The organism is Flavobacterium sp. FG19 (genome assembly GCF_057809475.1).
The window spans coordinates 183,408-207,707 of record NZ_JBMDKA010000008.1 but is presented as its reverse complement, the minus strand read 5'-3'; the positions used below and the strand labels follow the sequence as shown (position 1 = coordinate 207,707).

Sequence of the window (24,300 nt, the reverse complement as noted above, 5' to 3'; positions counted from 1 at the left end):
GTGTTTTAGAATTATTTTTTGTTAGTTACTTCGGCAACTTTAGTTGATTTTTCAGGCTGAATTGCTTGTCCGTCCTGAAGTTTGTCAATACCGCTTAACACGATTTGGTCGCCTGTTTTTACACCTTCTTTAATTAAATAATTAGTACCGCTTTTCCCTACAACGGTAATAGGCATTTTAGTCACTTTGTTGTCTTTACCTACAGTAAATACAAATACTTTGTCCTGCATTTCAACTGTAGCAGACTGTGGTACCAAAATCGCATCGTCGTGATTTAATCCTAAACGGATTCTTCCTGTGTTTCCGGAACGTAAAGTTCCGTTTGTGTTTGGGAAAGTTGCTCTTAGGGTGATCGCGCCCGTAGTTTTATCAAACTGACCGTCAACCATATCGATTTTTCCTGTTTTTGGATAATCAGTATTGTCAGCTAAAATCAAGTTAACCGGAGGTAGTTTTTTGATTTTGTCGCCTAAAGAATTTCCAGCGTATTTCGATTTAAAGTTGATGAAATCGGTTTCACTTAAAGAGAAATAAGCAAATACTTCATGAACGTCTGATAAAGTAGTTAAAGGCTCAATATCTGAAGCAGAAACCAAACTTCCTTGTTTTTTAGGCAATCTTCCAATATAGCCACTCACCGGAGCTGTTACATTTGTATAGCCTAAGTTAATTTTAGCAGAACCAACCATTGCTTTTGCCTGCTCAATATTGGCAGCAGCAATTTTCTGAGAAGCTTTAGCCGTTTTTAACTGATAATCAGAAACTACTTTGTTTTGAACTAAAGGAGTTAATTTATCAACTTCTAAATTAGCGTTGATTAAAGCCGCTTCAGCTGCATGAAGACTTGCCAAGGCATTGTTTAACTGCTCACGGAACGGACGTTCGTTTATTTTAAATAAAGTCTGTCCTTTGCTTACATAAGCGCCTTCGTCAACAAAAATTCTGTCCAGGTTTCCGCTTACCTGCGGACGAATCTCAACGTCAACAGTTCCTTGTATAGAAGCAGGATATTCATTGTCTGTAGTAGTGTTTGCACTTGTGATAGCCAATACTGGTAAAACCGGTGGAGGCGGAGCAGTGGGTGCCTGATTTTTATCTGCACAGCTGCTTAGTACCAAGGCCAGAATAAAACTGGTTATAATTACATTTTTCATTTTCATAGTGGTTTTAATTGGTTGAACATTTTCTCGGGTTAAAATTTTAGGTATTCCGGCATTCTCGGGATTCATATCTAATTAAATTAAATTATCTAACGTTGTTAAGTAAAAGTGCGCAAATTGCTATCCGGCTGACTTTTTTGATTCTATTTTAAAATCGGTATTAAATTATTTATCACTGTTAAGTAAATGAGTAAAAAAACGCTGCATTACCTTAATTAAATTTTCTAACACTGTTAAGTAACGGTCTAAAAAAAAGGATTTTATATAGTCCTTAAATTATTTTACACTGTTAAGTAAAATGGCAAAAAAAAACTTTTTATTGTATCGATTTGATGATACCGCCAATGGCATCTTTCAAAATCTGGTTGTTAATACTTTCTAATGAGGCATTCTTGTTAATGATGTTGATAGCAATCAGACCATGAATAACAGAAAAGAAAGTAAAATACTTTTGTTTAATGACTTCCTGACTGGGTTTCCTGTCTTTCATAACCTCGGCAATAACCGCTGTAAACAGCATATACGGTGCATCAGAAAGCGAACATTTCTGCGAACAGCAGTTCATCTGAACCCCAAACATTACCTGATACATTTCGGTATCCGTAAAGGCAAAATCCCAGTAGGCCATCCACATGGCTTCTAATTGGTCTTCAGGTTTTTCAAATTTTGCTTTCGCACTCTCTAATTCTTTTGCCAGTTTAATAAACCCCTTTCCGGTTAATTCTGTCAGTATAGCATCTTTATTAGAGAAATATTCATAAATAATCGGGGCAGTGTATTCAATTCGGTCAGCAATTTTGCGCATACTTAAACCATTCCAGCCGTCTTCTTTTACGATGTCATAAGCAGCCCCAAGAATGTTGTTTCTTGTCTCTTCTTTTTGTCTTAAAATTCGATCTTTACTAGCCATTTTGATTAAGTATTAAATGGTTTAACACTGTTAGGCAAATGTATGGCGGATTTTCGGATTTCAAAATATTTTTATCATAATATTTTCTTATTGTACTATAGATGGTTTGAAAAGGCTTGATTTTATTGGAGTTTCGAATTTTATTTTTTTTTTTGCAGCAGGATATTTTTCATTTTTAAGAACGTTTTGTCCCGCTCTACATTATATTCCCGACTAACAAAAACTACGGCTAAAAAGCCTTGTTTTTCTAAATCGGGAGATGTCATTTCGATCCGGGCTAGGAGAGAAGGTATATTTTCCATAAGAACTTTGTCAAAGTTTCAAACTTTGACAAAGTTTAGCAGGAACAATTCCGTTAGGAATGGAAAATATTGTAGCATGGATTTCAATCCGTTGGATGAGTGATTGTTATAATAAAAGAGTTCCGTAGGAACGTTACATATTAAAATGTGTGCAAAATATGTTTCGATCCTATGGATCTTTTTAAATGGGTGGATTCTGAATGACCGGATTAAAATCCGGTCCTACAATATGTATCGAGCCTACGGCTCTTTTTTGGCGTAAAAATTCCGTTAGGAATGGAAGATATTGTAGCAACGGATTTCAATCCGTTGAATGAGTAATCGTTATAATAAAAGAGTTCCATAGGAACGGTATATTAAAAAACGTTTAAAATATGTTTCGATCCTACGGATCTTTTTTAAATGGGTGGATTCTGCATAGCCGGATTGAAATCCGGCCCTACAATATTTATCGAGCCTACGGCTCTTTATTGTTATAAAAATTACGGAGGAATGAATAATATTGTAGCAACGTCCCGAAGCTTCGGGATTAATCCGTTGAATGAATGGTCGGTATTTCGAATGAGTTCTGTAGGAACGGAACATATAAAAAATGAAAAACCTTTGTCAGGCTAAGCGAAGTCGAAGGTCACGCTATTTAATCGTCAATTATTAATTATTAAAGAAAAAAATCTGCAATCCCGATAGCTATCGGGAGTGGGAAACAAAATTAACAAAGATTCTCGATTTAGCTTTCAGAATTTTGAGTGATCCTTTCTTCGTCAGGATAACAAAAACACCAATACAACCCTTTGTTTTCATTTTTTTCGTAACATTACAATAAAAAATGAAAACGCTGACTATCCTCAAAACCACAATTACAGTCTTATTTTTCCAGCAAATAACCTTTGCGCAGGAAACCAAAAAAGAAACTCCGAAATACACTATCGAAAACTGTGTCAACCATTTTGAACCTGAAAAAGCAAAGAAAACCAAAGTCGGTTATCAATATTGGTTTGCCGATAAAGATTTTACACTCGAAAACACTTTAAAAATGAGTATTGTCGAACCGGGAAAATCGACGCATGCACCCCATCATCATCCCGAAGAAGAATTCTTCTATATTTTAGAAGGAACAGCCGAGTTCTATCTAGACGGAAAAACCAAAACTGCCGGGCCTGATACTAGTTTTTACTGCCCTTCTAATATGGAGCACGGCATTAAAAATGTGGGAGATACTGATTTGAAGTATTTAGTAATTAAAAGAGATTTGAGATAAACCAAATTTTAAAAACAGTTCATTTTTAGTGAATAGTAATCGAATACGTTAAGAAATCTCCTGCTGCCTGTGGAAATTTTAAAATATACGTTCCCGGTGTTTCGGCTTTAAAATTATAAGTAGTTTTAAATTGTCCAATACTTTGAAAACAGAAACAGCCTTCGTATTTTGCCTTTATGCCAATTGTTTTCGTATTTCCTGAACTGGTTTCAATGATCGATTCAAAACTGCCGCAGCTGTTACGGGTTGTAAAAGCAATCTCAATTGGAATATTCTCGTTTACATTGCCGGAAGCAGGAACAACGGCTGAAATCACAGGAGCTTCCTCATAGGATATACAAACCTGATCGAAGGTTTCAGTCCATTTTACAAAAGCGTATTTTTTCATTTGTGTTTTCCAGTAGGTCTGTGTGCCTTCGGGAATACTTAATGCGAGGTTTTTAGTCTCGCTTTGCTGGTCCTGTAATTTTAATGAAGAAATTAACTGAAGCAGATCTTGCTGATGGTCTGCATTCATTTCAAAATAACTGTTAACAATATAGGTTTTGTTTTTTTCTTCAAAATAAAAAATACTATAAGGAGTCGCTTCCCAGGCATCGGTTTTTACATAGGGTTTTGTATTGTACAAATCGATTAAAGCAGGAACACCGCTTTGAGGTGTATTAGAAAGATAAACAAAACCATTCATCTGCCGGATATCAAAATGGAGTTCGTTGATAGTTTTAAAAACTAAACTTAAATCGGCGTCTTTTTTGATACCGATGGCCAGGTTTACTTTAGATGAATTAGGACCTTTTGCCAGTTCGAGATCTAAAGTTTCTTCTTTCTGAAGTTCGGAATTATCAGAAGAACAGCTAAAAAGTAAAAATGTAATAATGCTTAAAGTTAAAATTTTGCTCATCTTTTATAGTTTTTATTAAATAGATGTGTTTTTAGCTAAATGGTTGCGTTAGAAAGTTTTGAAACTACAGCCGGTCTAAAATTATCTGTCCGCTAAAGAATTTCCCCTTATCTTTACTTGTCTTTTAATAGCATAATAAACCGTGATAGTGCCCATTTGCAATTCCTGTTTGTAAAGTATATTGAAAAAGAGAGAGAAAAAATAAAAGACATCATTATGAAAATCAGGTTCTTAATTTTGCTTTTAATCGTTTGCAGTTGTGAAACTAAATCAAAAAAAAGCATTCCGGACAATTCTAAAACAGCAAAACCTGTTACCCGGAAAATTGCAATAGAAAATCGAAAGTTTTTTGTTGGCGATATCGATAATGATAAAGTTAACGATACTGCCTTTGTATATTATAAATGGAATGATGAAACGAATGAAATTGAGTGTGCCGAAAAAATCTGCTATATAAATATTGAGTTTAAAAGAAATATCCCGGCAATAAGTTTTGAACAACGTTTAGTAGGCGTCTGGGTTATGAAAACCGAGGATGTCAATCATGACAACGCAAATGAAATTTTAATTTTTTCCAGAACAAATGAAGGCTGGTGGAAAAACATTTCGGTTAAGTCTTTTCAAAATGGAACCTGGAATGAAATTGCTAAAACAACTGCATTCATATCTGATGACAAAGATTTTGAAAACCATATCATTAAAGAAAAAGGAAAATACTATTTGGTAGGACAGGATAAGTGGAACGAAGATGAAAATGGAGATTTCAAAATCGTAAAAATCAAATTATAAAAACACAAAGTCATGAAACCCTGACAGCAATGGTCAGGCAATACTTAAGAAACCAATACGATGAAACAAATCGCAGCAATTTTTGCCTTAATCCTGGCCAATTATTCATTTGGGCAAGATAAGCTGATAAAAGATATAGATTTTGACGGTAAAAAGGATACTGTTTTTATGGACGTTTCAAAATCGACAATTGTTTGTAAATTATCAACATTGCATTATAAATCGATATCAAGTAAACCAATTGAAATTTTAAATGAAATGTCTGGAATTGCAGCATCAAAAAACGGATTTATATTCTTTAATGACTGGATGCGTTCAGGTTATAAAAATCAGTTTAGATATAATTCCAAAACAAAAAAAATACAATTAATTGGTATGAGTTTCTATTATTTTGGAAATGTTGTGAATGATGGAAGCGGAGAATCGAGCGTAAACCTATTGACGGATGATTATATTGGAAATTGGAACTATTATGATGAAAGGAAAGAGAAATTAGTCAAAATACCAACCATTAAGACAAAAATGAAAATCAAAAGTACCAGTTTAGAAAATTTCTCCGAAGAAACCTATTTTGGCTATAATGAAAAGTGCACTAAATTATACTACAAACACAAGGAAATCAAAATGAATAAAAAGTAATTTCCGTTAACTGCATTCAGTTTGAAGGGCGAAATGTAATGACGTTTTTCAATTATCCGCCTAAATGCAAAACCCGATATTCATAAAAACTATTTTAAAAAGCATAGTATACCAGCTATGGAAAATGGGCTCCTAAAAAAGCCGATGCCTCATACATTCTTACCCAAAAGAACTGCTGGCTGGTTTTACAACTATAGTTTTAGCTGTTAATCTCTTTTGAGAAAATATTTTTTTATTAGATAATAAACTCCAACAAATAATAAAAACACGACTACTTTCAGGAGCAGGGCAAGAAAAAAATTCGATGGGTAAATGCCGGCATCATTGTACATGGTGAAAGAACCCGGAAGATAATCACGCTGCAGACTGGTAATGAAAATAACAAGCCGTTCTATCGAAAATAGAAATAAAAGACCGATAAGAATTCTTAACAAAACATTTTTTCTCACTTTTTGCAATCGCAGTAGTTGTGTAAAAAACAGCCATAAAACAGGCTGCAGCCAAAATGCGGCCCAATACGGTCCAAACATTCTGATTTTCATAAAGTTTTGATCCTGCGCATTACTTTCTGCATACAAAATGCCGTTACTTAGTATCCAGCTTAGAAAATATACGATTCCTGACAGAACAATAAAATTAACCGCTTCTTCGTCGATTTTTGAAAGCAGGGGCTTTTTTATAAATAGAGAAGTAATCAAATACAGAAGGGTATATAAACCAAAGGCTGTAAAGAAATCCAGCGTTATAATTTGGAGGATGTTTATTAGGGTATCAAACATGAGGATTTTGTTAATTAAAATATTCTATTACTATTTCATCTTCTTCTACGATGTGGTCTGTTATATGAAATACTTCATCGATCCACTGATGTTGTAAGGCTTCTTTTCGGTCTAAAATAGTGCCAAGTAAAGCACTTTTCCATGGCGATTCTTCCTTGTCAATCAAACCAACCTGATATTCGTTCTGCTCATTGGTCCAAAGTCTAAAAGGAAAAGAGAATCTGTTTTTAGGCTCGTCATCTGTTCCCCAATCGCCGATACTAATTATTCCAATTGCAAATTTATCCTGATGACCTTTTGTAAATTGTAAAAAGTAAACAGCAAAAGCATCTTCATCTTTATATACAAAACGAGTGAGCTTGATGATTTCGTTATTACAGCATTCGCAGGTTTCTATGATAGGCTCTTCAAATTCGATTTGTAACATTATGTTTTTCTCTAAGTTAATTATATAATAATTTGGTTATTCTTTTATGGTTAGATGGGGGATATTATAGACTTGTATTTGGTCATATTGATTTCGGGTTAAAGAAAAGGCTCCTTTTCTTTAAAATCGAGTATCGTGTCTTTTATAATACTAATTTTTTCCAATTGGTCTTTATTCAAATGATCGGCGGTTATTTCGCCTTGTATTTGTATTTTCAGCTTGTCCGGATCTGATTCGATTACTTTTAATTTTCCTTTTGCTCCGTACAATTTTAGTATTCCTATCGAAGCGCCCCGATGTAAACAATAGGTTTCGAAGACATCATCGTCCTGTAAAAAATAAACGTGTCCTGTTTTTAGGGAATCGGTTTTGAAACGAAAGTAAAGATTGATGCAGGAACGGGTATCTGCAATATCCTTGACATTTTCATGACAATGTTCGATTTCGTAAATCGTCTGATCGCCCGGATTAATTTCTTTATAGTTTTTAAAATAACCCTGCATAGGTTCCAGTCTGGCGTTTTTATGAATGAGAGCAGTAAACTCGTCAAATGAAGTGTCTTTTACCACTGTCTTGTTTTCACACGAAACCAGAATAATCAGAAACAGAAAGAGGAGGTTTTTAGTCATTTTGATAAAGGAATTTTAACGGATTTTTATTCCGGAACAGGATAAACAAAATCAAAGACAGGATTATTTCTTAAATCGTCATCGTCTCTTCCGGACAAAGGATAGCCTATATACGCATCTCTTCTGCCAAAGCCAAAATACCATTCAGGAGTTTTATACAATTGGTATTCCTCTTCATACTTTTTTTGATTTTCATCTCCGGTTAAAGAAGGTCCTTTCTTTTTCCAATATAAGGTGTAGTTGCCATAGGTGCTTTCGACATGCAATTGAGTATCTGTAAAAGTGATATTTCTGAGGATGTTTTCAAATTTTAAAATAAAAATATTCCAGTCTTCGACATCTTCCCCAAAATACTTATAAGTAGCCGCAAAACCAAACATGATATCTTCATAGTAATACGGAATTTCGTAATCTCCAAAACTAAACATATTGGTATTTACAAAAGGATAATTAGCGTCTTTGCCTAAGCTTTTTATAAACGAAACAGCAGTCTCGTAATCCCTGTCTATTTTTATATAACCGTAAATTGAAGTGTATTCCATATGATGCTGTGATTCTTAAGAATCCTACTTGGTTTTGGTTTTTAGTTTAGTAAATATAGGTTAGTTATGGATATAAATTCAAAAAGAAGGTATAAAATAGTGTGAAGATTTTTCTTATATTTACAGCTCCTAAAATTACAGACAATAATACAAAGTGAATCCTCCTTTTGATAGGGTGTGGGATTCACTAATTAGCAGCATTTAAAAATGACTAATTATAAGCGTCCAATTATTGAATTTTAGGATTATGAAAACCAAAACACTTTCCAAAGAAACCGAAATCAGGCTTCTTAATTTTTTCAACAACACTGTCGATCCCGAACAAATGGCAAAAGCCCTGCGACAGGTAAATTACCTTTTGGCTCTGGGATTAATCAGGGAACATGAAACCCTGCATAACGAAATAAACTATTTAGAAAACAGCTTTTACTGGCTCAATGAACTGGCCGAAGTTTTGAATCCTTATCTGGATAAAGAGTAGGCTTAAAGAAGAAAACCCCGATTTTTTAGGATTGGGGTTTTTGTTTAATAAATATTTTTTATAGACTGAATTTAGAAAAAAATCTTAGAGACTATCTAGATTATGGTTTAAATTATTAACATAATTTATTCGATTCTTTATCTTCAATCGGCTTTTCAGGTTTATCTTCAATCGGCTTTTCAGGGCTTGGTTTTTTTATTGGAGGTTTTGGTATGTAGCATTTTATTTGAGTAGGCAATAAATTGGGAGAAATAACAACTTTATAAGACAATCCAATTACTTCTTTGTTTATGGCGCTTACTTGAATGTTGGTCCTATGTTTTGAAGTATGAATTAAAATTTTCTCATTATTTAGATTTCTTATCGTACCTGAAGAATTACTTAATAGATCTATTTTTATATCGATTTTCTTTTTAATATAATTGGCTCGATTTGCGCTTTTGCGTCTAATTAAATCTGTTTTGCGGTTTTGTTTTTTTCTCTTCATTCCCTTTATTCTCAATTAATGTATTATTTTCTTGTTTTAAAGATTTATCATTTAATGAAGAATCTATATCTTTTTTTGATGAACTAATATCTATGTTTAGATGGATGTTTGTTTTTTTTGATTTAATTATAGTGTCAAAATATGAATTAGGTATTTCAATCTTTACTGTATTAGTTTCTTCTGTTTTAAAATTTAAATTTAAATATAAATATACTAATTGAATGATTAATCCCGCAAACAAGAAAATGTAGATTGAGTTTTTAAAGCGGTTTAATGTTTTTTCACCACTTTCCCAGATAGTATTTAATTCTGATTCTGCATCACTTTTTGTTAAGTCTTTCTCGTCAATGAGGTTAATAATCTTTCGGTCTATATTTGATGTTTTTCTTTTGCTTATCAATCCTAAAGCAAAAGAAGTAAGAAAAGAAACAACACTTATTAAAAACAATATCTTATAATGAGAAGATTTTAAAGGAATGAATTTCTCATTAATTGTTAAAAAGAAGCCCAGTAATGCAATAGTGATATTGGTAATATTATTTTCAATATCTGTTTCTTTCTCTTTTAATTGTGAAGCAATTTCTGCCCTATAGTCTTTTATTTGCTCATTTGTCATATTTATGTTTTTCTATCAAAATGATTAATTGGTTAAAAGAAAAGCTTTACAACTTCAATTGCTTTTTGTCAAAAGTATAGTTTTACTAATTAACATAACCAAGTACTTTTACCTGTTTATTCTAAATTAAGTTCTTGCCGTTATGACCTTTTTACTTGTTTCAAAACTAATTATTTCAAAAAACTAATACTCCGGAATCTCATAATTCATATATGTGAACTGGTTTTGTTTTCTAAGGTTGTTTTTCAAAAATACGGGTTATTCCGTAAAGAGGCACAAAAGGTTTCGCAGAGATTCACAAAGTTTTTTTCAAAAGTGTAGTGTTTTATTCTAAAAAAAGGACAGCACTTAAAAATAGAGTGACTGTCCTTTTGGGTAATTTTTCAATTGCATTCTAAAATTCAATTTTAAAATGCGGCATTCTGAGAATGCGTACAGTTTAGGTAATTACTAAAATAAAAGCGAAACGCAGGTTATTTCGTTTATAAACCGCTTTTTTTAGTGCTTTTGCCGGGTGCTGTCCGGTATATTTTAGTTAAAAGAAATATAAGCGTCGATATTGTCAAACATACGCACTTTAAACTGCTGCAGGTTTAAATTGAGTTTATGGGTTTTGTCTGTGCCCTCATAAAAAAAGAGCCTTTTGTTAACGACCTTAATTCCGTAATACGGATCGATGAATTTTTCAAAATACGCTATCGCTTTCTGCTGGACTTCTTCTTTGGTGGTAAACGAATATTTGATGCCGTCCTTACGGGTGTATTCTTCACCTACTTTTGGAAAATACCGCTTATCATTATAAATAAAAGAGCGGGGAGTAGTCGACCAGAAATTGTCGTTGGCATCCTTAAAAACATACAGCGAATTATACGAAACCGAAAACATAGTGCCGTTTTGGGTATCTAAAATAGAACTGAACCTGCCCTCTGAACTATCACCCAGAATAGAAATACGGGAATGGTATTGCTTTGATAGTAATTCAATAACTTCTTGTATGGTTTGCATAATCAATTATTTTAAGTACTATAATCTACGAGAAAAAGTAAATTTAGTTTTTAAATAGTTGATTATATGTCCTTTAAAAGTTATAAAAACACTATAAAAAGTTTAAATTTTTTAGTGGTAGAGGTTTATTAAAGGTTCAAAGGTGCAGAGGTTCAAAGGGACAAAGGTATTTGGGGCTACTCTGCCAATTGGACTAAATAATTTTGAAGATAATTAGTATTGGTGCTGTGGATTGGTGGAGGTTTTTGAATTCTTGATTGAGTGAGGAGTAGGGTTTATAAAATGTAAAAATCTCGATTCTTAAAAAAATCGAGGTTTTTAATTTAAATGCGATAGTCTTTTTCTAATAATGATTTTATATCATTAAACTCTTTCAAGTAATTATCCTTTACTGTGTATAAATTTTCATCATATATATTTGAAATCATTTCTTTTGAAGATTCATAATCTAGATTTTCTGAATGATAAATTTTGATGTCAGATAAAATTGCATCTAAATTTTCTAATGAAAAATAATTTTTTTCTTCGTTTATTTTCACAATTATGTTTTCAATATGATTAATCAGATTTTTTTTAGCTTCGTCTGAATTTATAAACTCATTAAAATTAAGAAAGCCAAACATATCTATTAATATATTATCGATGTTTTGAACGAGTTCTTTTTTTAGTTCAATGAAATCTGTACAATCCTTTTCAAGTTCGTCAAAAAGGAAAATATAAAATACTAATAAAAAGCCATCTTTGACCAAAAGTTGTCCATATTTGTATTTTAATTTGCTTTCTGATGGCATTTTTAGTAAAGTTTTTTTATTAAAATAATTTTTTTTGAAGTCAAATTTAAAATAAAAAATTCAAGTCTTCTCACAATTATTTTTTGATTTGAAAATTCTTTGTGTTCACGAGCGAGACGCTCGAGCTAGCGGGGGAATTACTGAATTAATTTTACAAAGAATCTCTAACTAATTTTAAATTAAAAGAAGATTTACTTCCCTTAAATATCAAATTAAAAAATAGATTTATAGATGTAGAAATATTTACATTTTCAATTCGTTACCATTTTTATCTCTGAATCTAAAAGTTCTTTTTTTATGAATATCAAATTCATGATCGGTTGATTTTAAAAGATGTTTTTTTAAGTATTCAATTCGATTAATTAATTCATTTTTTTGTTCATTTATCTCAGCTTCATAAATACTTAAATTATGTATATCTTCTTGAATTTCTGGATTTTCTATTGAATCTTTAAATAGACTTTCTATATATTGGCTGACATTAAATTTTTGATGATCTAATTCTTCTATTTTTTTTCTAATATAGTTTATCTCATCATTAATTTTCAATTCTTCTTTGTGTTTGTAGTTTAGTTTTTTTATTTCTTCCATTTCCGCTTTTTTCATTTCTTGAATTTCTTTCAATGCTTCTTGGTTGATTTGTTCTTTTAAAAATGACTGTCCATAGCTTAAAAATCTTTCTGAAGAATACATATGAAAATCAACATTAGCTTCTTTTTTAATTTCTTCAATTAACTCTTGGCGTGGTCCCATATTTCTTCCGTCTTTAATTTTCCACCACCAATCAATTTTTCGTTCATCGGTTATAAGAATAACATCTTTTTGTTGTTCTTTTGCTTTATTTATTATTTGTTTCCACAGAACTAAATCTCCATATTTTCGAGTACCTTCTTTTGTTTTCTCATCTTCAAAACCAGGTGGAATTTTCATTCTAAATCTTTCTTCTCCTTCTTTATAGATTTCAGCTAATTTTTCATTTGTAAATGGTGATGTTATTCTTCCTTTAAACAAATCTGAAATTTTATTATAAATTGGATCATCTTTCAAGTAATCACAGTATTTTTGTATACTATCTTTAACTTCTGAACTAACATCTTCAAATACAGAATGCAAGTTTTTATCTATTTTGTTTGAGAGAAAAGGAGGTTTATTTGTTGATTGTAAATCTTTTTGGATTTGAGAAATTTTATCTAAAAATTCTTTATAAGCCTTATCTTGTTCGGCTATAACTTCATATCTATTTCTATTGTATTCTAAACCAGCTTGGTGAGGTAAATATATTTGTTTGGAAAATTTACTAATTAAATCCAGAATTGTATCTCTTGTTGAGTCAGAATATCTGTAAAGATTTAGCAGTACATTTGTGTCGAAAACAATTATTCCGTTTTCCCAAATTTGTTTAATTTCAGCTTCATTTTTTTTATAGTACCCTGGAAAAATATCTTTCATTAAATTACTTTTTTTTGATAGTTTATACATTGTCAGATCATAACTTTAAAAATGCTAATTAATATGCATTTTATTTAATTTTTTTTTTAGTAAATATTTTTAAAATTGCTGTCTGTTCTTAAAATGATTTTACCAAAAATATCAATTTACTAATCTGAACAACCACGTATTTTTACCTGATTTTATATAAAGAAAAAGGACAGTCCCTCCAATTAAAGAAGAACTGCCCTTTTAGGCAAATTAAATTTGCATTCCTAAGAATGCGTACAGTAATTGGTAATCTACTAAAATGAAGACTAAACGTAGGTTATTCGTTTATGATATCGCCTTCTTTAGTTTCTTCGCTGGCTATTTTTACCAGTTTATCTTTTGGGTTTAAGTCACCGAATATTTCGATTTTATCGTCGATTTCCCTTCCTTTTTTGATTTCAACTCTTGTTGCTTTATGGTTTAAAACCTTGATGACAAACAAACCTTCAGCAGAATTTACTACTGCGGATTTTGGCACTACAAACGTACTGTCTTTCGCATTAAGCGGTAACAAAACTTCGGCTACCATTCCCGGTAATAAATTTCCTTTGGTATTATGAACGTCCATTTCCACTCTTTCAGAACGCAGTTTTAAATCTAAAGCACCGGACATTCTGGTAATATTCGCTTTAAAGTTATCCGGTAGCGATTTTACATTAAAACTCATTTCGTCGCCAGGATGTAAATATCCGGTGTACAATTCCGGAATAGAAACCGCCAGACGCAGTTTGCTTTGCTCCTGAATGGTTAATAAAGGCGCATCCGAACCTTTTCCAGCCGGGCCTACAAATGTTCCTAAATTCACATTTCTGGCTGCTACAACACCGTCAAAAGGAGCACGGATTTCAAGATAACCTCTCATAATTGAGATTTCTTTATGTGCTGCAATTGCGGCCTGAAGCTGTGCGTAATCAGAGTTCTTTTTACCGTTTGCCATTTCTAAATCGTTTTTAGAAATCGTTCCTTCTACTTTACTCGTTTCGTACAAACGGTTGTAGGTGCTTTTGCTGGTGGCATAAATGGCTTCCATCGATTTTAATCTCGATTCGGCTGCCGCCAATTGCGAGCTGATTTCCGGTGCTTCCAAAACAATTAAAAGCTGTCCTTTTTTTACTTTGGAACCAATATCAACTTTTAAAGTTTTGACGAAACTGCTCACTTTTGCGTATAAATCCACTTGCTGGAAACCTGTTAATTCGGCTGGTAAACGCAGTTCCGTCGTTAGTTTTTCTTTTTCCAAAAGGAATGTTTCCACCTTTGGCTGAATTTCCGGTGCAGCTGTTTCTTCTTTTTTAGAATTACAGCTGTTTAGGAAAAATAATGCTGCTACAAACAGCGGGCTGTATTTTATAATTTTAGTGTTCATTTTTTGGTTTTATATAATGAATATGTTTTAATCCGTTGCGTATATTTTTTTTAAACACATAGAAACATAGTTTTTCTTTGTGTATAAAAGGCGTTTCACTTTTTTTTAAATAAACATAGCTATGTGTTAAAACTAGTTTTTTCTTTTACCTTTTTTTATTTAGAACTAAAATCTATTGTTTCTATGTGTTAAAAAATAATTACCCCAATAGGTTACTTTCCAGCTTTCGACTTACTTATCGATGAAATATAATGGATACTTTCTTCGTCTTCAGGGTCTAAAGAAACCGATTGTGTCGTTGTTTTTTCCTGTGCCCACGCAAATATCTGCGGCAGGATTAATAATACGGCAAAAGTAGAAAATAATAATCCGCCAATCACCGCTCTTCCTAACGGAGAAACCTGATCGCCTCCTTCACCATGTCCGATCGCCATTGGTAACATACCCGCAATCATCGCAACCGAAGTCATGATAATCGGACGAAGACGCAACGCCGCCGCTTCTCTGGCAGATTCTAAAGCGTTTCCGTTTATTTTGCGAAGCTGTTCGGCATTCGTGACCAAAAGTACGGCATTGGCAATCGAAACCCCAACCGACATGATGATTCCCATATACGATTGTAAGTTAAGCGTAGAACCTGTAATCGTAAGCATTAATAAAGCACCTAAAACTACGGCGGGAACTGTTGTTAAAATGACCAGCGAAACTTTGAACGACTGGAAATTAGCGGCCAACATTAAGAAGATTACAAAAACAGCAACCAATAATCCGGATTGTAAACTGCTTAATGTTTCTGTCAGTACAGTACTTAATCCAATAGGCGTAATAAACAAACCACGAGGCAAATCGCCTAAGGAACTAATTGTTTGGTTCACATCTTTTACAGCCGTTCCTAAGTCGGTCTGGTTGATGTTAGCCGTAACGGTAATGTATGGCATGGCCCCTAAATTGTCATTTTCACCACTTACATACGAAGGTGTGATTTTGGCAACGTCACTTAAAACTGGACGAATTGAGTTTCTCAATACCGGAATTTCACCAAGATCGGTTTTGCTTTTCATTTTGTTCAAAGGCACTTGTACCTGAACGTTATAGGATAATCCCGCTCTTTCGTCAACCCATGTATTTTTTTCGGTGTAACGGGATGATGAGGTTGAAGCTACCAGTGAACGTGAAATGTCATTCATATCAACTCCTAATTCTGCAGCACGCGTTCTGTCAATATCAATATTCATTGCTGGATAATGAATCGGCTGACCAATCTGCACGTCTCTGAAATACGAAATCGCTTTTAGTTTATCTACGATTTGAGTCGCGTACAATTCATTACGTTTTTTGTCTTTTCCTGCCACCCGAATTTCGATTGGAGTAGGAGAACCCTGGCTTAACACTTTATCCGTTAATTCGATTGGCTCAAAAGATAGTTTCGTATTCGGCAGTACTTTTTTAAGTCTTGCTCTGAAATCATCTTTAAAATCATCCATATCCAGATGAATGTCTTTTAAACTCACCTGAAAGACCGCTTCGTGAGAACCTGCCATGAAAAGATAAATTGGGTTGATGGAGAATAAAGAAGGGTGCTGCCCTACATATACAGATGAAATTCCGATATGGTCTTTACCTACCATTTTTTCCAGTTCTTTTAAAACAATAATGGCCTGCTCTTCTGTTCTTTCCAGACGCGTTCCGTCAGGAGCACGCATTCTCAGCTGAAACTGACTGGAATTGGTTTTTGGGAATACATCTTTTCCAATAAAATTAATTAAGACAACTGCTAAAAATATAGCCGAAACCAAATACACAACCGTTGTGATTTTTTTGTGAACAAACAAACGATCTAATGTTCGCATAAAACGAATTTTGAAACGCTCAAATCCGCTTACTTTTCCATCCAGATTAGTATCTTCCCTTTCTACATATTCTTTTTTCTGTGTAATCAGATTTTGTTCTGATTCCGGAGTTATACCGCTGTCATTAAATTCAGCTTCGTCATCAGTAATTTCAGGACCATGTTCGTGTTTGACATGTCCTTTCATCATCCAGTTGGCCATTACAGGAACAAAAGTCTGAGATAACAAGAAGGAAATAACCATTGAGAATCCAATCGCTAAAGCCAAAGGAAGAAACAACGCTCCAGGAATACCAACCATTGTAAACGCTGGCGCAAATACGGCAAGGATACAAAGTAAGATCAATAATTTAGGCAAAGCAATTTCCTGACAGGCATCCCAAATCGCGAGTGCTTTTGGTTTTCCCATATCGAGATGCTGGTGAATGTTTTCAATGGTTACCGTACTTTCGTCCACCAGAATACCAATAGCCAAAGCCAATCCTGATAATGACATTAAGTTGATCGTCTGTCCGAATAATTTCAGGAATAAAACTCCGGAAATTACCGAAATTGGAATCGTCATAATTACAATCAGAGCGGCGCGACGGTCGCCTAAGAATAATAAAACCATTAATCCTGTTAGAACCGCACCAATAATTCCCTCCGTAATCAAACTTTTAACCGAGTTGATTACATAAACCGACTGGTCAAATTCATACGATAATTTTACGTCTTCCGGTAAAGTACTCTGAATTTTAGGAAGTTCTTTTTTCAGTTTCTGAACCACATCCCAGGTCGAAGCATCTCCCGCTTTTGCAATACTGATGTAAACCGAACGTTTTCCGTTTACTAAAGCATAACCCGCTGTAATATCAGCACCGTCTTTTACCGTTGCCACATCGCCTAATTTTAAGTTTTGAACACCGCCTTTGAAAATTGGAATCTGTTCAAAATCTTTAACTTCTTTAATGGTATTGTTGGTTGGCGTAATATAATTGATGTCGCCCATTCTCATATTTCCGGAAGGAGCCGTCTGGTTGTTCAGACGAATCGCTTCTACAATCTGATCCGGTGTCATGTTGTGAGAACGCAGTAAATCCGGATCTACGTTAACCTCAATAGTTCTTGGGCTTCCGCCAAAGGGAGCTGGAGATAATAAACCGGGAATCGCCGTAAACGAAGCACGAACATAAACGTTGGCCAAATCCTGTAATTCGTTATTGGAACGTATTTTACTGCTTAAAACCAATTGCCCGATTGGAAGCGAAGACGCATCAAAACGAATGATAAACGGAGGTTGTGTTCCGGGAGGGAAAGCCGCCTGAATACGGTTTGATAACGCACTTAACTCGGCAGCCGCCTGAGCCATGTTGGTTCCTTCATAATAGGTTAATTTCATAATCATTAACCCCTGAATATTTTTGGTTTCTACGGATTTGATACCGTTAGAAAATGGTAAAACGTTTACGTAGTTTTTGGCAAAATAAGCCTCCATCTGGTCTGGCGTATAACCTCCAAACGGATGCGCAATATAGATAACCGGCAAATTCATTTTTGGTAAAATATCTACCTTAATGTCTTTGATGGCACCAATTCCGAAGAAGAATAGACCCGCAACCAATACTAAAATGGAGATGGGTTTGCGGAGTGCAAAACGTATTAAATTCATTTGGATCTATAGTTAAAATTCATTTATAAATAAGTCAAAATTACCGGTCGCAGCGACTTTCAGTAAAAACGACTGCCATACATTGTTGTTGACAATATCACGGTCGATTTCGGCACGGTTTAAAACATACATGGTTTGTGTTAAATCGGTTAAATCAGTTAAACCGTTTTTGTATAAAGTCGATTTCTGAAGGTAAGCTCTTTTAGCCGCGTCCACCTGTACAGGCGCTTCGGCATAATTTTCCAAAGTAATTTTGATCTTATCTTCGGCAAAATTCAATTGCGATTTTAGTTCTCTATCCGCCTGATTGTATTCTTCCTGCAATCCCTGAGAAACAAATTTCTGAGCCGAGACTTGTTTGCTTGATCTAAATGGCGTAGTTAAATTCCATGTAATTCCAACTCCAATTAAATAATTGGTACGATCCGGATTTACGCCATCCCAGTAATTTCTGCTGAAAGCGGTTTGGTCTGTAGCATACGTATTTTCGAATCCTGAAGCTCTGGTTTGTAAAACACCAAAAGCACTCATCGTTGGATAATAAAAACGTTTGTATAATTTAACCTGCTGATTGCTGTAATCGATTTTCGTTTTATACAATTGTAACAATGGATGAAGGCTGTCGTTTGCCGCATTTCCCTGAATCAGTTCTTTTGGAATCTGAGTTACAAAAAGAGTATCAGTAACAAAATCCTGAGGAGCAACGCCCATCAAATCGACTAATTTATTGTTTTGCTCTTTAACGAAATTCTTAGCAAGGTTTAAAGCGATTTTAGCTTTAGAAACTTCGGCTGTAGCCAATGTAGAATCGACTCCCGCCAATAATCCGTTTTTAACTCTCGCAACCGCTGTCTTTTTGAAAACTTCGGCGCGGTCTAAGTTCTTTTGCTGTGAAATCAGTAATCTCTGGCTTGCCAATAAATTTAAGTAAGCAGCCGAAATTTTGATTTCCTGCTGGAATTTCTCCTGCTGTAAATCTTTTTCTTTAGCCTGAACATCAATTTTAGATAAATTGATTTTTTCCTGTGTTTTTCCAAAAGTGAAAAAATCCCAGTTCATGTTGACTAAATAAAGTGCACCAAATGCCGAATTCCAGTTTTGTTCTGGAAGAGGCAAACCTGATGAAGCAACTCCTAAACCTCCAAATCCGTAAAGCGGTCCGTTTTGTCCGTTTACAGTTCCGTAATCCTGCTGTGCCGATAAATTCAGGTTGGGCAGATAATCACGACGAGATTGTTTTAGAGTTTCCTTTGATGCATTGGAGTAATTGTTTTTTGCCCGGATGGAACCGTAATTTTCAAGTCCTGTTTTTACTGCTTCTTTTAAAGACAGGGTTTGAGAATAACCAATTGAGGCAAAAATCAATAAAAATAAAATGGTAATTTTTTTGAAATACATAAACTCAAGGTGTGATATAAAATGTTTTTGATGAAACAAATTTATTTCTCTTACCCTGATAAAAGTCATGTTAAGTGATGTACTGCACTAGTAAATGACGAATTGAATTGGTCATTTTTACGAAATATAAATTAAATATTTATTCGAACTTTGTACCCTATTTGAAAATTAAGAATGAATAAAAGAATCGATAACATATTGGACAACAAGTGGTGGCAGGAAGCGGCCGTTGTCCTTTTTTCATTTACAATTTATACCTTGAAAAATGATTGGATGTTATTCAGCTCATTCATTTCTATTGCAATGGGTATATTTTTCTATTGCATTTTGTACATGCATGCCCAGTTTAACCGCTTTTTCCTGCTTCCGATTTTGTTTAAAGCAAACAAACCTTTTACTTATATTATCCTGACGCTTTTTGGAGTTTTTGTGTTTTCGGTCGTACTGTACGAAATTACAATGCTCGATATGTTTGCCAAATGCCATTTGTATCAAAACTCGCATCAAAGAAGTTATGCGTATCAACTGGCCAGCGTTTTAGGGACTTTGGTCTGTATTTTAAGCCCGATTATTGTATTTAAGTTTTATCGAATCCACAGAAAACAAACCGATGCGGCCTTGTTGTTCAATCAAATGCAGTTAAATTCTTTGAAAGGACAATTGAATCCGCATTTTTTATTTAATACTTTTAATACGCTTTACGGAATCAGCCTTCAGTTTCCGGACAGAACGCCTGATTTGATTATGAAGGTTTCGCAGTTAATGCGTTATCAACTGGAAAGCAATAGTAAACAATGCGTATCTTTAGAAGATGAACTGGAGTTTATCAACAGTTATGTACAGCTGGAAAAAGAAAGAGTAGGTTATCGCTGTGATATTACTTTTGAAAGTGAGGTTGACAATGAAAATGCCTATAAAATTTCTCCAATGCTTTTAATTGCTTTTATAGAAAATGCTTTTAAACACGGAACCTGCGCAATCGAAAACTGCTTTGTAAAAATTAATATCAAAGTTGAAAACGGATTATTAAATCTTCATGTGACGAATTCAATTCCGAAGAAAAACGATGTGATTTCGACTAAAATCGGCTTAAAAAATACCATAGAACGTCTGAATCTGATTTATGGAAAAGAGTATAAACTGGATATTCAGGACGATAAAATAACCTACATCGTAGATTTGGAAATACAGCTTAAAAAGTTTTTGTAGGATGAGAGAAACCAAAAAGTGTATCATTGTAGACGACGAACCTGCTGCGCATTATGTTTTGGCGAATTATATCAAACAAAATCCACAGTTAGAATTGGTTTTTCAGGGGTATAATGGCATTGAAGCGATGAATTTCCTTAGAGAAAATGCGGTAGATTTAATGTTTTTGGATATTAATATGCCGGAGATTTCAGGTATGGAATTACTTAAAATCCTGCCGACACATCCTAAAACCATTTTAACAACGGCTTATTCTGAATTTGCGCTTGAAAGCTACGATTACGGTGTGATTGATTATTTATTGAAACCCATTTATTTTCCGAGATTTTTAAAAGCAGTAGACCGTTTCTTTTCAACAGAAAGTGTAAAAACCAGAGAAGAAGAAGTGACGATAAATGCTGTAAGCGTAAAAGTCGACGGATATTTTATTGAGATAGAACTCGACCAGCTTTTGTATGCCCAGAGTTTTGGTAACTATGTGAAACTGCATACTTCAAAGAGAACATATCTTGCCTCTATTACCACAATAGAGTTGGAAAAATGTCTTCCGGAAAAGAATTTTATGCGTATTCATAAATCCTATATCGTGGCTCTGGATAAAATTGAAGCTACTGAAAAAGATTTTGTTGTGATCAAAAATGAAAAACTGCCTGTAGGAATAACCTATAAGAGGGAATTAACGGATCGTTTGAAAAAGTAATATTCTTTTTATTAAAAAATATTTGCATTTTGTTTTAAAAGTAATAATTTTATTACGCTGTTTTGATTGTTTAATTTTAATATCCGAATCATGAAAAATGCATTTCTTATCGTGTTTTTAGGTTACAGCAGTTTTTTAATTGGGCAGAATAATGTGGTAACGCCTCCGGAAATTGTAAGGATGGCTTTTGAAAAAGAATACCCAAATAAAGTTCCGGTCTGGGCAGTTGAATATGTTGGGGATGATGATGACGAAATTAGATATGAGGGGAAATTCAATACGGATAAAAATGCAAAAGCCCTGGCGGTTTATGATAATTCGGGAATTTTAAAAGCATTTGAACTGCAGATTCCGTTAAGCCAGCTGCCAGCCAGAGCGCAGAGTTATTTAAAGAAAAATTATTCAGCCAAAGCCATTAAGGAAATTGCGGTGGTGGTAGATGATAAAAATAAAACTACCTATGAAGTAGGAGTTGAGAAAGATTCAAAATTCTATGATGTGGTGTTTGATAAAAACGGCGGATTTGATGTTTCTGTAGAAAAGAATTAAATTCAAAGTAAAAGAATAAAAAACATTTTGTAAGTTTTGTCTTAAATTAAATTTAAATGTTATTTTTGGCGTTTGTTTAATGATAAAGTTTTAAGAAGGAGATGAAACAGATTTACAGAATTGTATTTTTTTTATGTGGTGGTATTTTAATGGGGCAGAATGGAGTTATTGTTCCGCCTGAAGTTGTACAAACAGCTTTTGAACGGCAGTATCCTAAAAAAACACCTGTATGGTTCATAGAATACAGCGGGAGTTATGAAATTAGATTTGTGGCGAAGTTTAGCCCTGATGTGAAAACAAAAGGATTTGCTGTTTATGATAGTAATGGGGCATTTAAAAGTTACAAAAAGCAAATAGTAAACAATAAGCTGCCCGTAAAAGCACAGCAGTATTTAAAGAAAAATTATCCCGCTAAAAAATCCGTCAGACAGGTTTTAGAAGTGGTTAATGATAAAAATAACCTCAGTTATATTGCAGAAGCTAAAAAAGGAAAAAGAATGTATAACGTAGTTTTTACAAAAGAAGGAGATTTTTATGCTGCGATTGAGGTCGATTAAGAATACTTACTAATTCAATTATATTTGAAACGGCAAACCCGATAAGTTTTTACAGCTTATCGGGTTTTGTTTTTTTTTTTGGGGGGAAGTTAAGGGTTATGTGTTAAGGGTTATGGGGTGTTGATTCAATTATAACTTCTAACTCTTAACTCTTAACTTCTAACCCTTAACATAATTAAAGCATCATTCCGCCGGAAGCTTCGATTCTTTGGGCATTGATCCAGCGTGCCTCTTCTGTACATAAGAAAGCTACAACACCGCCAATATCGTCAGGTAGCCCCACTCTTCCTAAAGCAGTAACCGAAGCGATTTGTTGATTCATTTGTTCATTGTCACGAACTACTCCGCCGCCGAAATCAGTTTCGATTGCTCCCGGAGCCACAATATTCACTCTGATTTTTCTGGCCCCTAGTTCTTTGGCCTGATATTTAGTTAAAGTTTCCATTGCACCTTTCATCGAAGCATAAGCAGCGTAACCCGGGAAAGAGAATCTTGCTAAACCAGTTGAAATGTTTACGATTCCGCCGCCGTCATTCATTACGTTTAATCCTTTTTGAGTCAGGAAAAACGGGCCCTTGAATTGAATATTAGTTAATTGATCAAATTCAGCTTCAGTAGTTCCAATGAATGAATTATGGATTCCGATTCCGGCATTGTTTACTAAAAAGTCAAATTTATCGGTCTTAAAAGTACTTTTCAGAACCGATTTTACTTCTTCGTAAAAAGCGTCAAATGTTCCTGATTCGGCTACATTTAATTGTAATGCTGCGGCTTTCTGCCCTAAGTTTTCGATTTCTTTCACCACTTGATCAGCTTCGTCTTTTTTGCTGTTGTAGGTAATAATAATGTCGATTCCTTTTTTAGCAATCGCAATTGCCATATTTTTTCCTAAACCTCTGCTGCCGCCTGTAACTAAGGCTATTTTTGTATTTACTGCCATCTTTTTATAATTATGAGTTATGAATTATGAATTATGAATTGTTAATTTTTGCTTGTTAATTGTAAAAATGTGGATGTGAAATTTTTGTCATGTTTTCGTTTTTTTTTAAGACTGAAGTCTTTTGCATTTCACATCTCACATTCAACATTGTACTTAATTCGAATGCATGGCATTGAAATGATTGCGTAATTCTTCTGCACTTGCGTTTAATCTTGTTTCGCTGGTTCCGAAAGTCAGTTCCTGTCTTCCTTCTTTTAACTGCTCGAAAATAGATTCGATAAAACTGCTTACGCTTGGATGTGCATCATGAAGACCAACTCCGCCTAAATCGGTGTTTAAGGCTGGTGGAATGATTTCGATTACTTCAATGTTTTTAGCTTTTAATAAATGACGCAATGAAAGTGTAAACGATCTGAAAAACGCTTTGGTAGCCGAATAAACCGGAACTTTGGCAAAAGGAGAAAATGCCAGTCCGGAAGTTACGTTCATTACGGTGGTCAAAGATTTTAACTGAATGAATAAGGAAGTCAAATGCAAAGGCGCTTCGATATTAGTATCGATTTCGGCTTTCATGCTTTCGTAAAAATCAGCATCGGTTATCGATTTCCAGTTTTGAATTCCCGCATTATTGATTAATACGTTCAGATCAGGATGGTTTTCAGAGATCCATTGGTAAAGCGCTTTACGTTCTGCTTCGATAGATAAGTCACAGACTTTTGTAATTACAGAAGGAAATTTTGCTTTAACGTCGTTTAAAACCGATTCTCTTCTGCCGCAGATAATCACAGTATTGTTTTCCTGAATGAATCGTTCGGTAAGTCCAAGTCCGATCCCGCTTGCACCTCCGGTTATTAGAATTTTGTTGTGTGATAAATTCATCTTTTTG

The 24,300-nt window shown here is 34.0% G+C and carries 27 protein-coding genes; 9 read left to right on the top strand and 18 right to left on the bottom strand.

Annotation, left to right across the window (positions count from 1 at the left end; genetic code table 11):
- Positions 1–11: 11 nt before the first annotated feature.
- The 3 genes from ACODST_RS10585 to ACODST_RS10575 form a co-directional block, all read right to left on the bottom strand.
- Positions 12–1,229 carry an efflux RND transporter periplasmic adaptor subunit gene (locus ACODST_RS10585; protein WP_488932088.1) on the bottom strand — a complete coding sequence of 406 codons (1,218 nt, stop codon included), beginning with the start codon at positions 1,227–1,229 and terminating at the stop codon, positions 12–14.
- A 247-nt stretch (positions 1,230–1,476) separates the two neighbouring features.
- Entirely contained in the window at positions 1,477–2,070 is a 594-nt protein-coding gene (locus tag ACODST_RS10580) for a TetR/AcrR family transcriptional regulator (protein WP_488932087.1), read from the bottom strand.
- A 140-nt stretch (positions 2,071–2,210) separates the two neighbouring features.
- Positions 2,211–2,372, bottom strand: a complete 162-nt coding sequence (locus tag ACODST_RS10575) for a hypothetical protein (RefSeq protein WP_488932086.1) — start codon at positions 2,370–2,372, stop codon at positions 2,211–2,213.
- Positions 2,373–2,864: 492 nt separating this feature from the next.
- On the opposite strand from ACODST_RS10575, the gene ACODST_RS10570 reads away from it, so the two are divergent.
- Together ACODST_RS10570 and ACODST_RS10565 are read left to right on the top strand one after the other, a co-directional pair.
- Positions 2,865–2,987: a hypothetical protein gene (locus ACODST_RS10570; protein ID WP_488932085.1), complete on the top strand. Its 123-nt coding sequence runs from the start codon at positions 2,865–2,867 to the stop codon at positions 2,985–2,987.
- A 211-nt stretch (positions 2,988–3,198) separates the two neighbouring features.
- Positions 3,199–3,630, top strand: a complete 432-nt coding sequence (locus ACODST_RS10565; RefSeq protein ID WP_488932084.1) for a cupin domain-containing protein — start codon at positions 3,199–3,201, stop codon at positions 3,628–3,630.
- A gap of 25 nt (positions 3,631–3,655) precedes the next feature.
- On the opposite strand, the gene ACODST_RS10560 is transcribed toward ACODST_RS10565, so the two are convergent.
- Complete coding sequence (locus ACODST_RS10560) at positions 3,656–4,531, bottom strand: hypothetical protein (protein WP_488932083.1); 876 nt, start codon at positions 4,529–4,531, stop codon at positions 3,656–3,658.
- A gap of 216 nt (positions 4,532–4,747) precedes the next feature.
- Here ACODST_RS10560 and ACODST_RS10555 point away from each other — a divergent pair, with 216 nt between their 5' ends.
- Together ACODST_RS10555 and ACODST_RS10550 are read left to right on the top strand one after the other, a co-directional pair.
- On the top strand, positions 4,748–5,320 hold the full coding sequence (locus ACODST_RS10555) for a hypothetical protein (protein WP_488932082.1): 573 nt from the start codon (positions 4,748–4,750) through the stop codon (positions 5,318–5,320).
- 60 nt (positions 5,321–5,380) lie between these two features.
- Positions 5,381–5,959: a hypothetical protein gene (locus tag ACODST_RS10550; protein WP_488932081.1), complete on the top strand. Its 579-nt coding sequence runs from the start codon at positions 5,381–5,383 to the stop codon at positions 5,957–5,959.
- A 206-nt stretch (positions 5,960–6,165) separates the two neighbouring features.
- On the opposite strand, the gene ACODST_RS10545 is transcribed toward ACODST_RS10550, so the two are convergent.
- The 4 genes from ACODST_RS10545 to ACODST_RS10530 all read right to left on the bottom strand — a co-directional run bounded on the left by ACODST_RS10545 (position 6,166) and on the right by ACODST_RS10530 (position 8,336).
- Entirely contained in the window at positions 6,166–6,738 is a 573-nt protein-coding gene (locus ACODST_RS10545) for a hypothetical protein (protein WP_488932080.1), read from the bottom strand.
- 10 nt (positions 6,739–6,748) lie between these two features.
- Positions 6,749–7,165, bottom strand: a complete 417-nt coding sequence (locus ACODST_RS10540; RefSeq protein WP_488932079.1) for a hypothetical protein — start codon at positions 7,163–7,165, stop codon at positions 6,749–6,751.
- Positions 7,166–7,263: 98 nt separating this feature from the next.
- On the bottom strand, positions 7,264–7,794 hold the full coding sequence (locus tag ACODST_RS10535; protein WP_488932078.1) for a hypothetical protein: 531 nt from the start codon (positions 7,792–7,794) through the stop codon (positions 7,264–7,266).
- A 26-nt stretch (positions 7,795–7,820) separates the two neighbouring features.
- Complete coding sequence (locus ACODST_RS10530; RefSeq protein WP_488932077.1) at positions 7,821–8,336, bottom strand: hypothetical protein; 516 nt, start codon at positions 8,334–8,336, stop codon at positions 7,821–7,823.
- Positions 8,337–8,583: 247 nt separating this feature from the next.
- Here ACODST_RS10530 and ACODST_RS10525 point away from each other — a divergent pair, with 247 nt between their 5' ends.
- On the top strand, positions 8,584–8,817 hold the full coding sequence (locus ACODST_RS10525) for a hypothetical protein (protein WP_488932076.1): 234 nt from the start codon (positions 8,584–8,586) through the stop codon (positions 8,815–8,817).
- A gap of 115 nt (positions 8,818–8,932) precedes the next feature.
- Here ACODST_RS10525 and ACODST_RS10520 read toward each other — a convergent pair whose 3' ends face one another.
- The 8 genes from ACODST_RS10520 to ACODST_RS10485 all read right to left on the bottom strand — a co-directional run bounded on the left by ACODST_RS10520 (position 8,933) and on the right by ACODST_RS10485 (position 19,459).
- Positions 8,933–9,304: a hypothetical protein gene (locus ACODST_RS10520; protein WP_488932075.1), complete on the bottom strand. Its 372-nt coding sequence runs from the start codon at positions 9,302–9,304 to the stop codon at positions 8,933–8,935.
- On the bottom strand, positions 9,264–9,920 hold the full coding sequence (locus tag ACODST_RS10515; protein WP_488932074.1) for a hypothetical protein: 657 nt from the start codon (positions 9,918–9,920) through the stop codon (positions 9,264–9,266). Before ACODST_RS10515 ends, ACODST_RS10520 begins: the two co-directional genes overlap by 41 nt.
- Before the next feature lie 531 nt (positions 9,921–10,451).
- On the bottom strand, positions 10,452–10,925 hold the full coding sequence (locus tag ACODST_RS10510) for a hypothetical protein (RefSeq protein WP_488932073.1): 474 nt from the start codon (positions 10,923–10,925) through the stop codon (positions 10,452–10,454).
- A gap of 323 nt (positions 10,926–11,248) precedes the next feature.
- Positions 11,249–11,716 (bottom strand): hypothetical protein, encoded by a 468-nt coding sequence (locus ACODST_RS10505; protein WP_488932072.1) that lies wholly within the window; start codon positions 11,714–11,716, stop codon positions 11,249–11,251.
- Between the two features lie 243 nt (positions 11,717–11,959).
- Positions 11,960–13,165, bottom strand: a complete 1,206-nt coding sequence (locus ACODST_RS10500; RefSeq protein WP_488932071.1) for a PIN-like domain-containing protein — start codon at positions 13,163–13,165, stop codon at positions 11,960–11,962.
- Positions 13,166–13,472: 307 nt separating this feature from the next.
- A complete protein-coding gene (locus ACODST_RS10495) occupies positions 13,473–14,561 on the bottom strand; it encodes an efflux RND transporter periplasmic adaptor subunit (RefSeq protein WP_488932070.1) in 1,089 nt (362 codons plus the stop codon).
- A 212-nt stretch (positions 14,562–14,773) separates the two neighbouring features.
- Complete coding sequence (locus ACODST_RS10490) at positions 14,774–18,061, bottom strand: efflux RND transporter permease subunit (protein WP_488932069.1); 3,288 nt, start codon at positions 18,059–18,061, stop codon at positions 14,774–14,776.
- A 12-nt stretch (positions 18,062–18,073) separates the two neighbouring features.
- Positions 18,074–19,459, bottom strand: coding sequence for a TolC family protein (locus ACODST_RS10485; protein WP_488932068.1), 1,386 nt, complete (start codon positions 19,457–19,459; stop codon positions 18,074–18,076).
- A 174-nt stretch (positions 19,460–19,633) separates the two neighbouring features.
- Here ACODST_RS10485 and ACODST_RS10480 point away from each other — a divergent pair, with 174 nt between their 5' ends.
- From ACODST_RS10480 to ACODST_RS10465, 4 genes are all read left to right on the top strand, one after another.
- Positions 19,634–20,668, top strand: coding sequence for a sensor histidine kinase (locus ACODST_RS10480; RefSeq protein ID WP_488932067.1), 1,035 nt, complete (start codon positions 19,634–19,636; stop codon positions 20,666–20,668).
- Position 20,669: 1 nt separating this feature from the next.
- Positions 20,670–21,368 carry a LytR/AlgR family response regulator transcription factor gene (locus tag ACODST_RS10475; protein WP_488932066.1) on the top strand — a complete coding sequence of 233 codons (699 nt, stop codon included), beginning with the start codon at positions 20,670–20,672 and terminating at the stop codon, positions 21,366–21,368.
- A gap of 90 nt (positions 21,369–21,458) precedes the next feature.
- On the top strand, positions 21,459–21,917 hold the full coding sequence (locus ACODST_RS10470; protein ID WP_488932065.1) for a PepSY-like domain-containing protein: 459 nt from the start codon (positions 21,459–21,461) through the stop codon (positions 21,915–21,917).
- A gap of 101 nt (positions 21,918–22,018) precedes the next feature.
- Entirely contained in the window at positions 22,019–22,474 is a 456-nt protein-coding gene (locus tag ACODST_RS10465) for a hypothetical protein (protein WP_488932064.1), read from the top strand.
- A 175-nt stretch (positions 22,475–22,649) separates the two neighbouring features.
- Here the strand turns inward: ACODST_RS10465 and ACODST_RS10460 are convergent, their stop codons facing one another.
- Both ACODST_RS10460 and ACODST_RS10455 read right to left on the bottom strand, forming a co-directional pair.
- Positions 22,650–23,414, bottom strand: a complete 765-nt coding sequence (locus ACODST_RS10460; RefSeq protein ID WP_488932063.1) for an SDR family oxidoreductase — start codon at positions 23,412–23,414, stop codon at positions 22,650–22,652.
- Positions 23,415–23,567: 153 nt separating this feature from the next.
- A complete protein-coding gene (locus tag ACODST_RS10455; RefSeq protein WP_488932062.1) occupies positions 23,568–24,293 on the bottom strand; it encodes an SDR family oxidoreductase in 726 nt (241 codons plus the stop codon).
- Between the last annotated feature and the right edge of the window lie 7 nt (positions 24,294–24,300).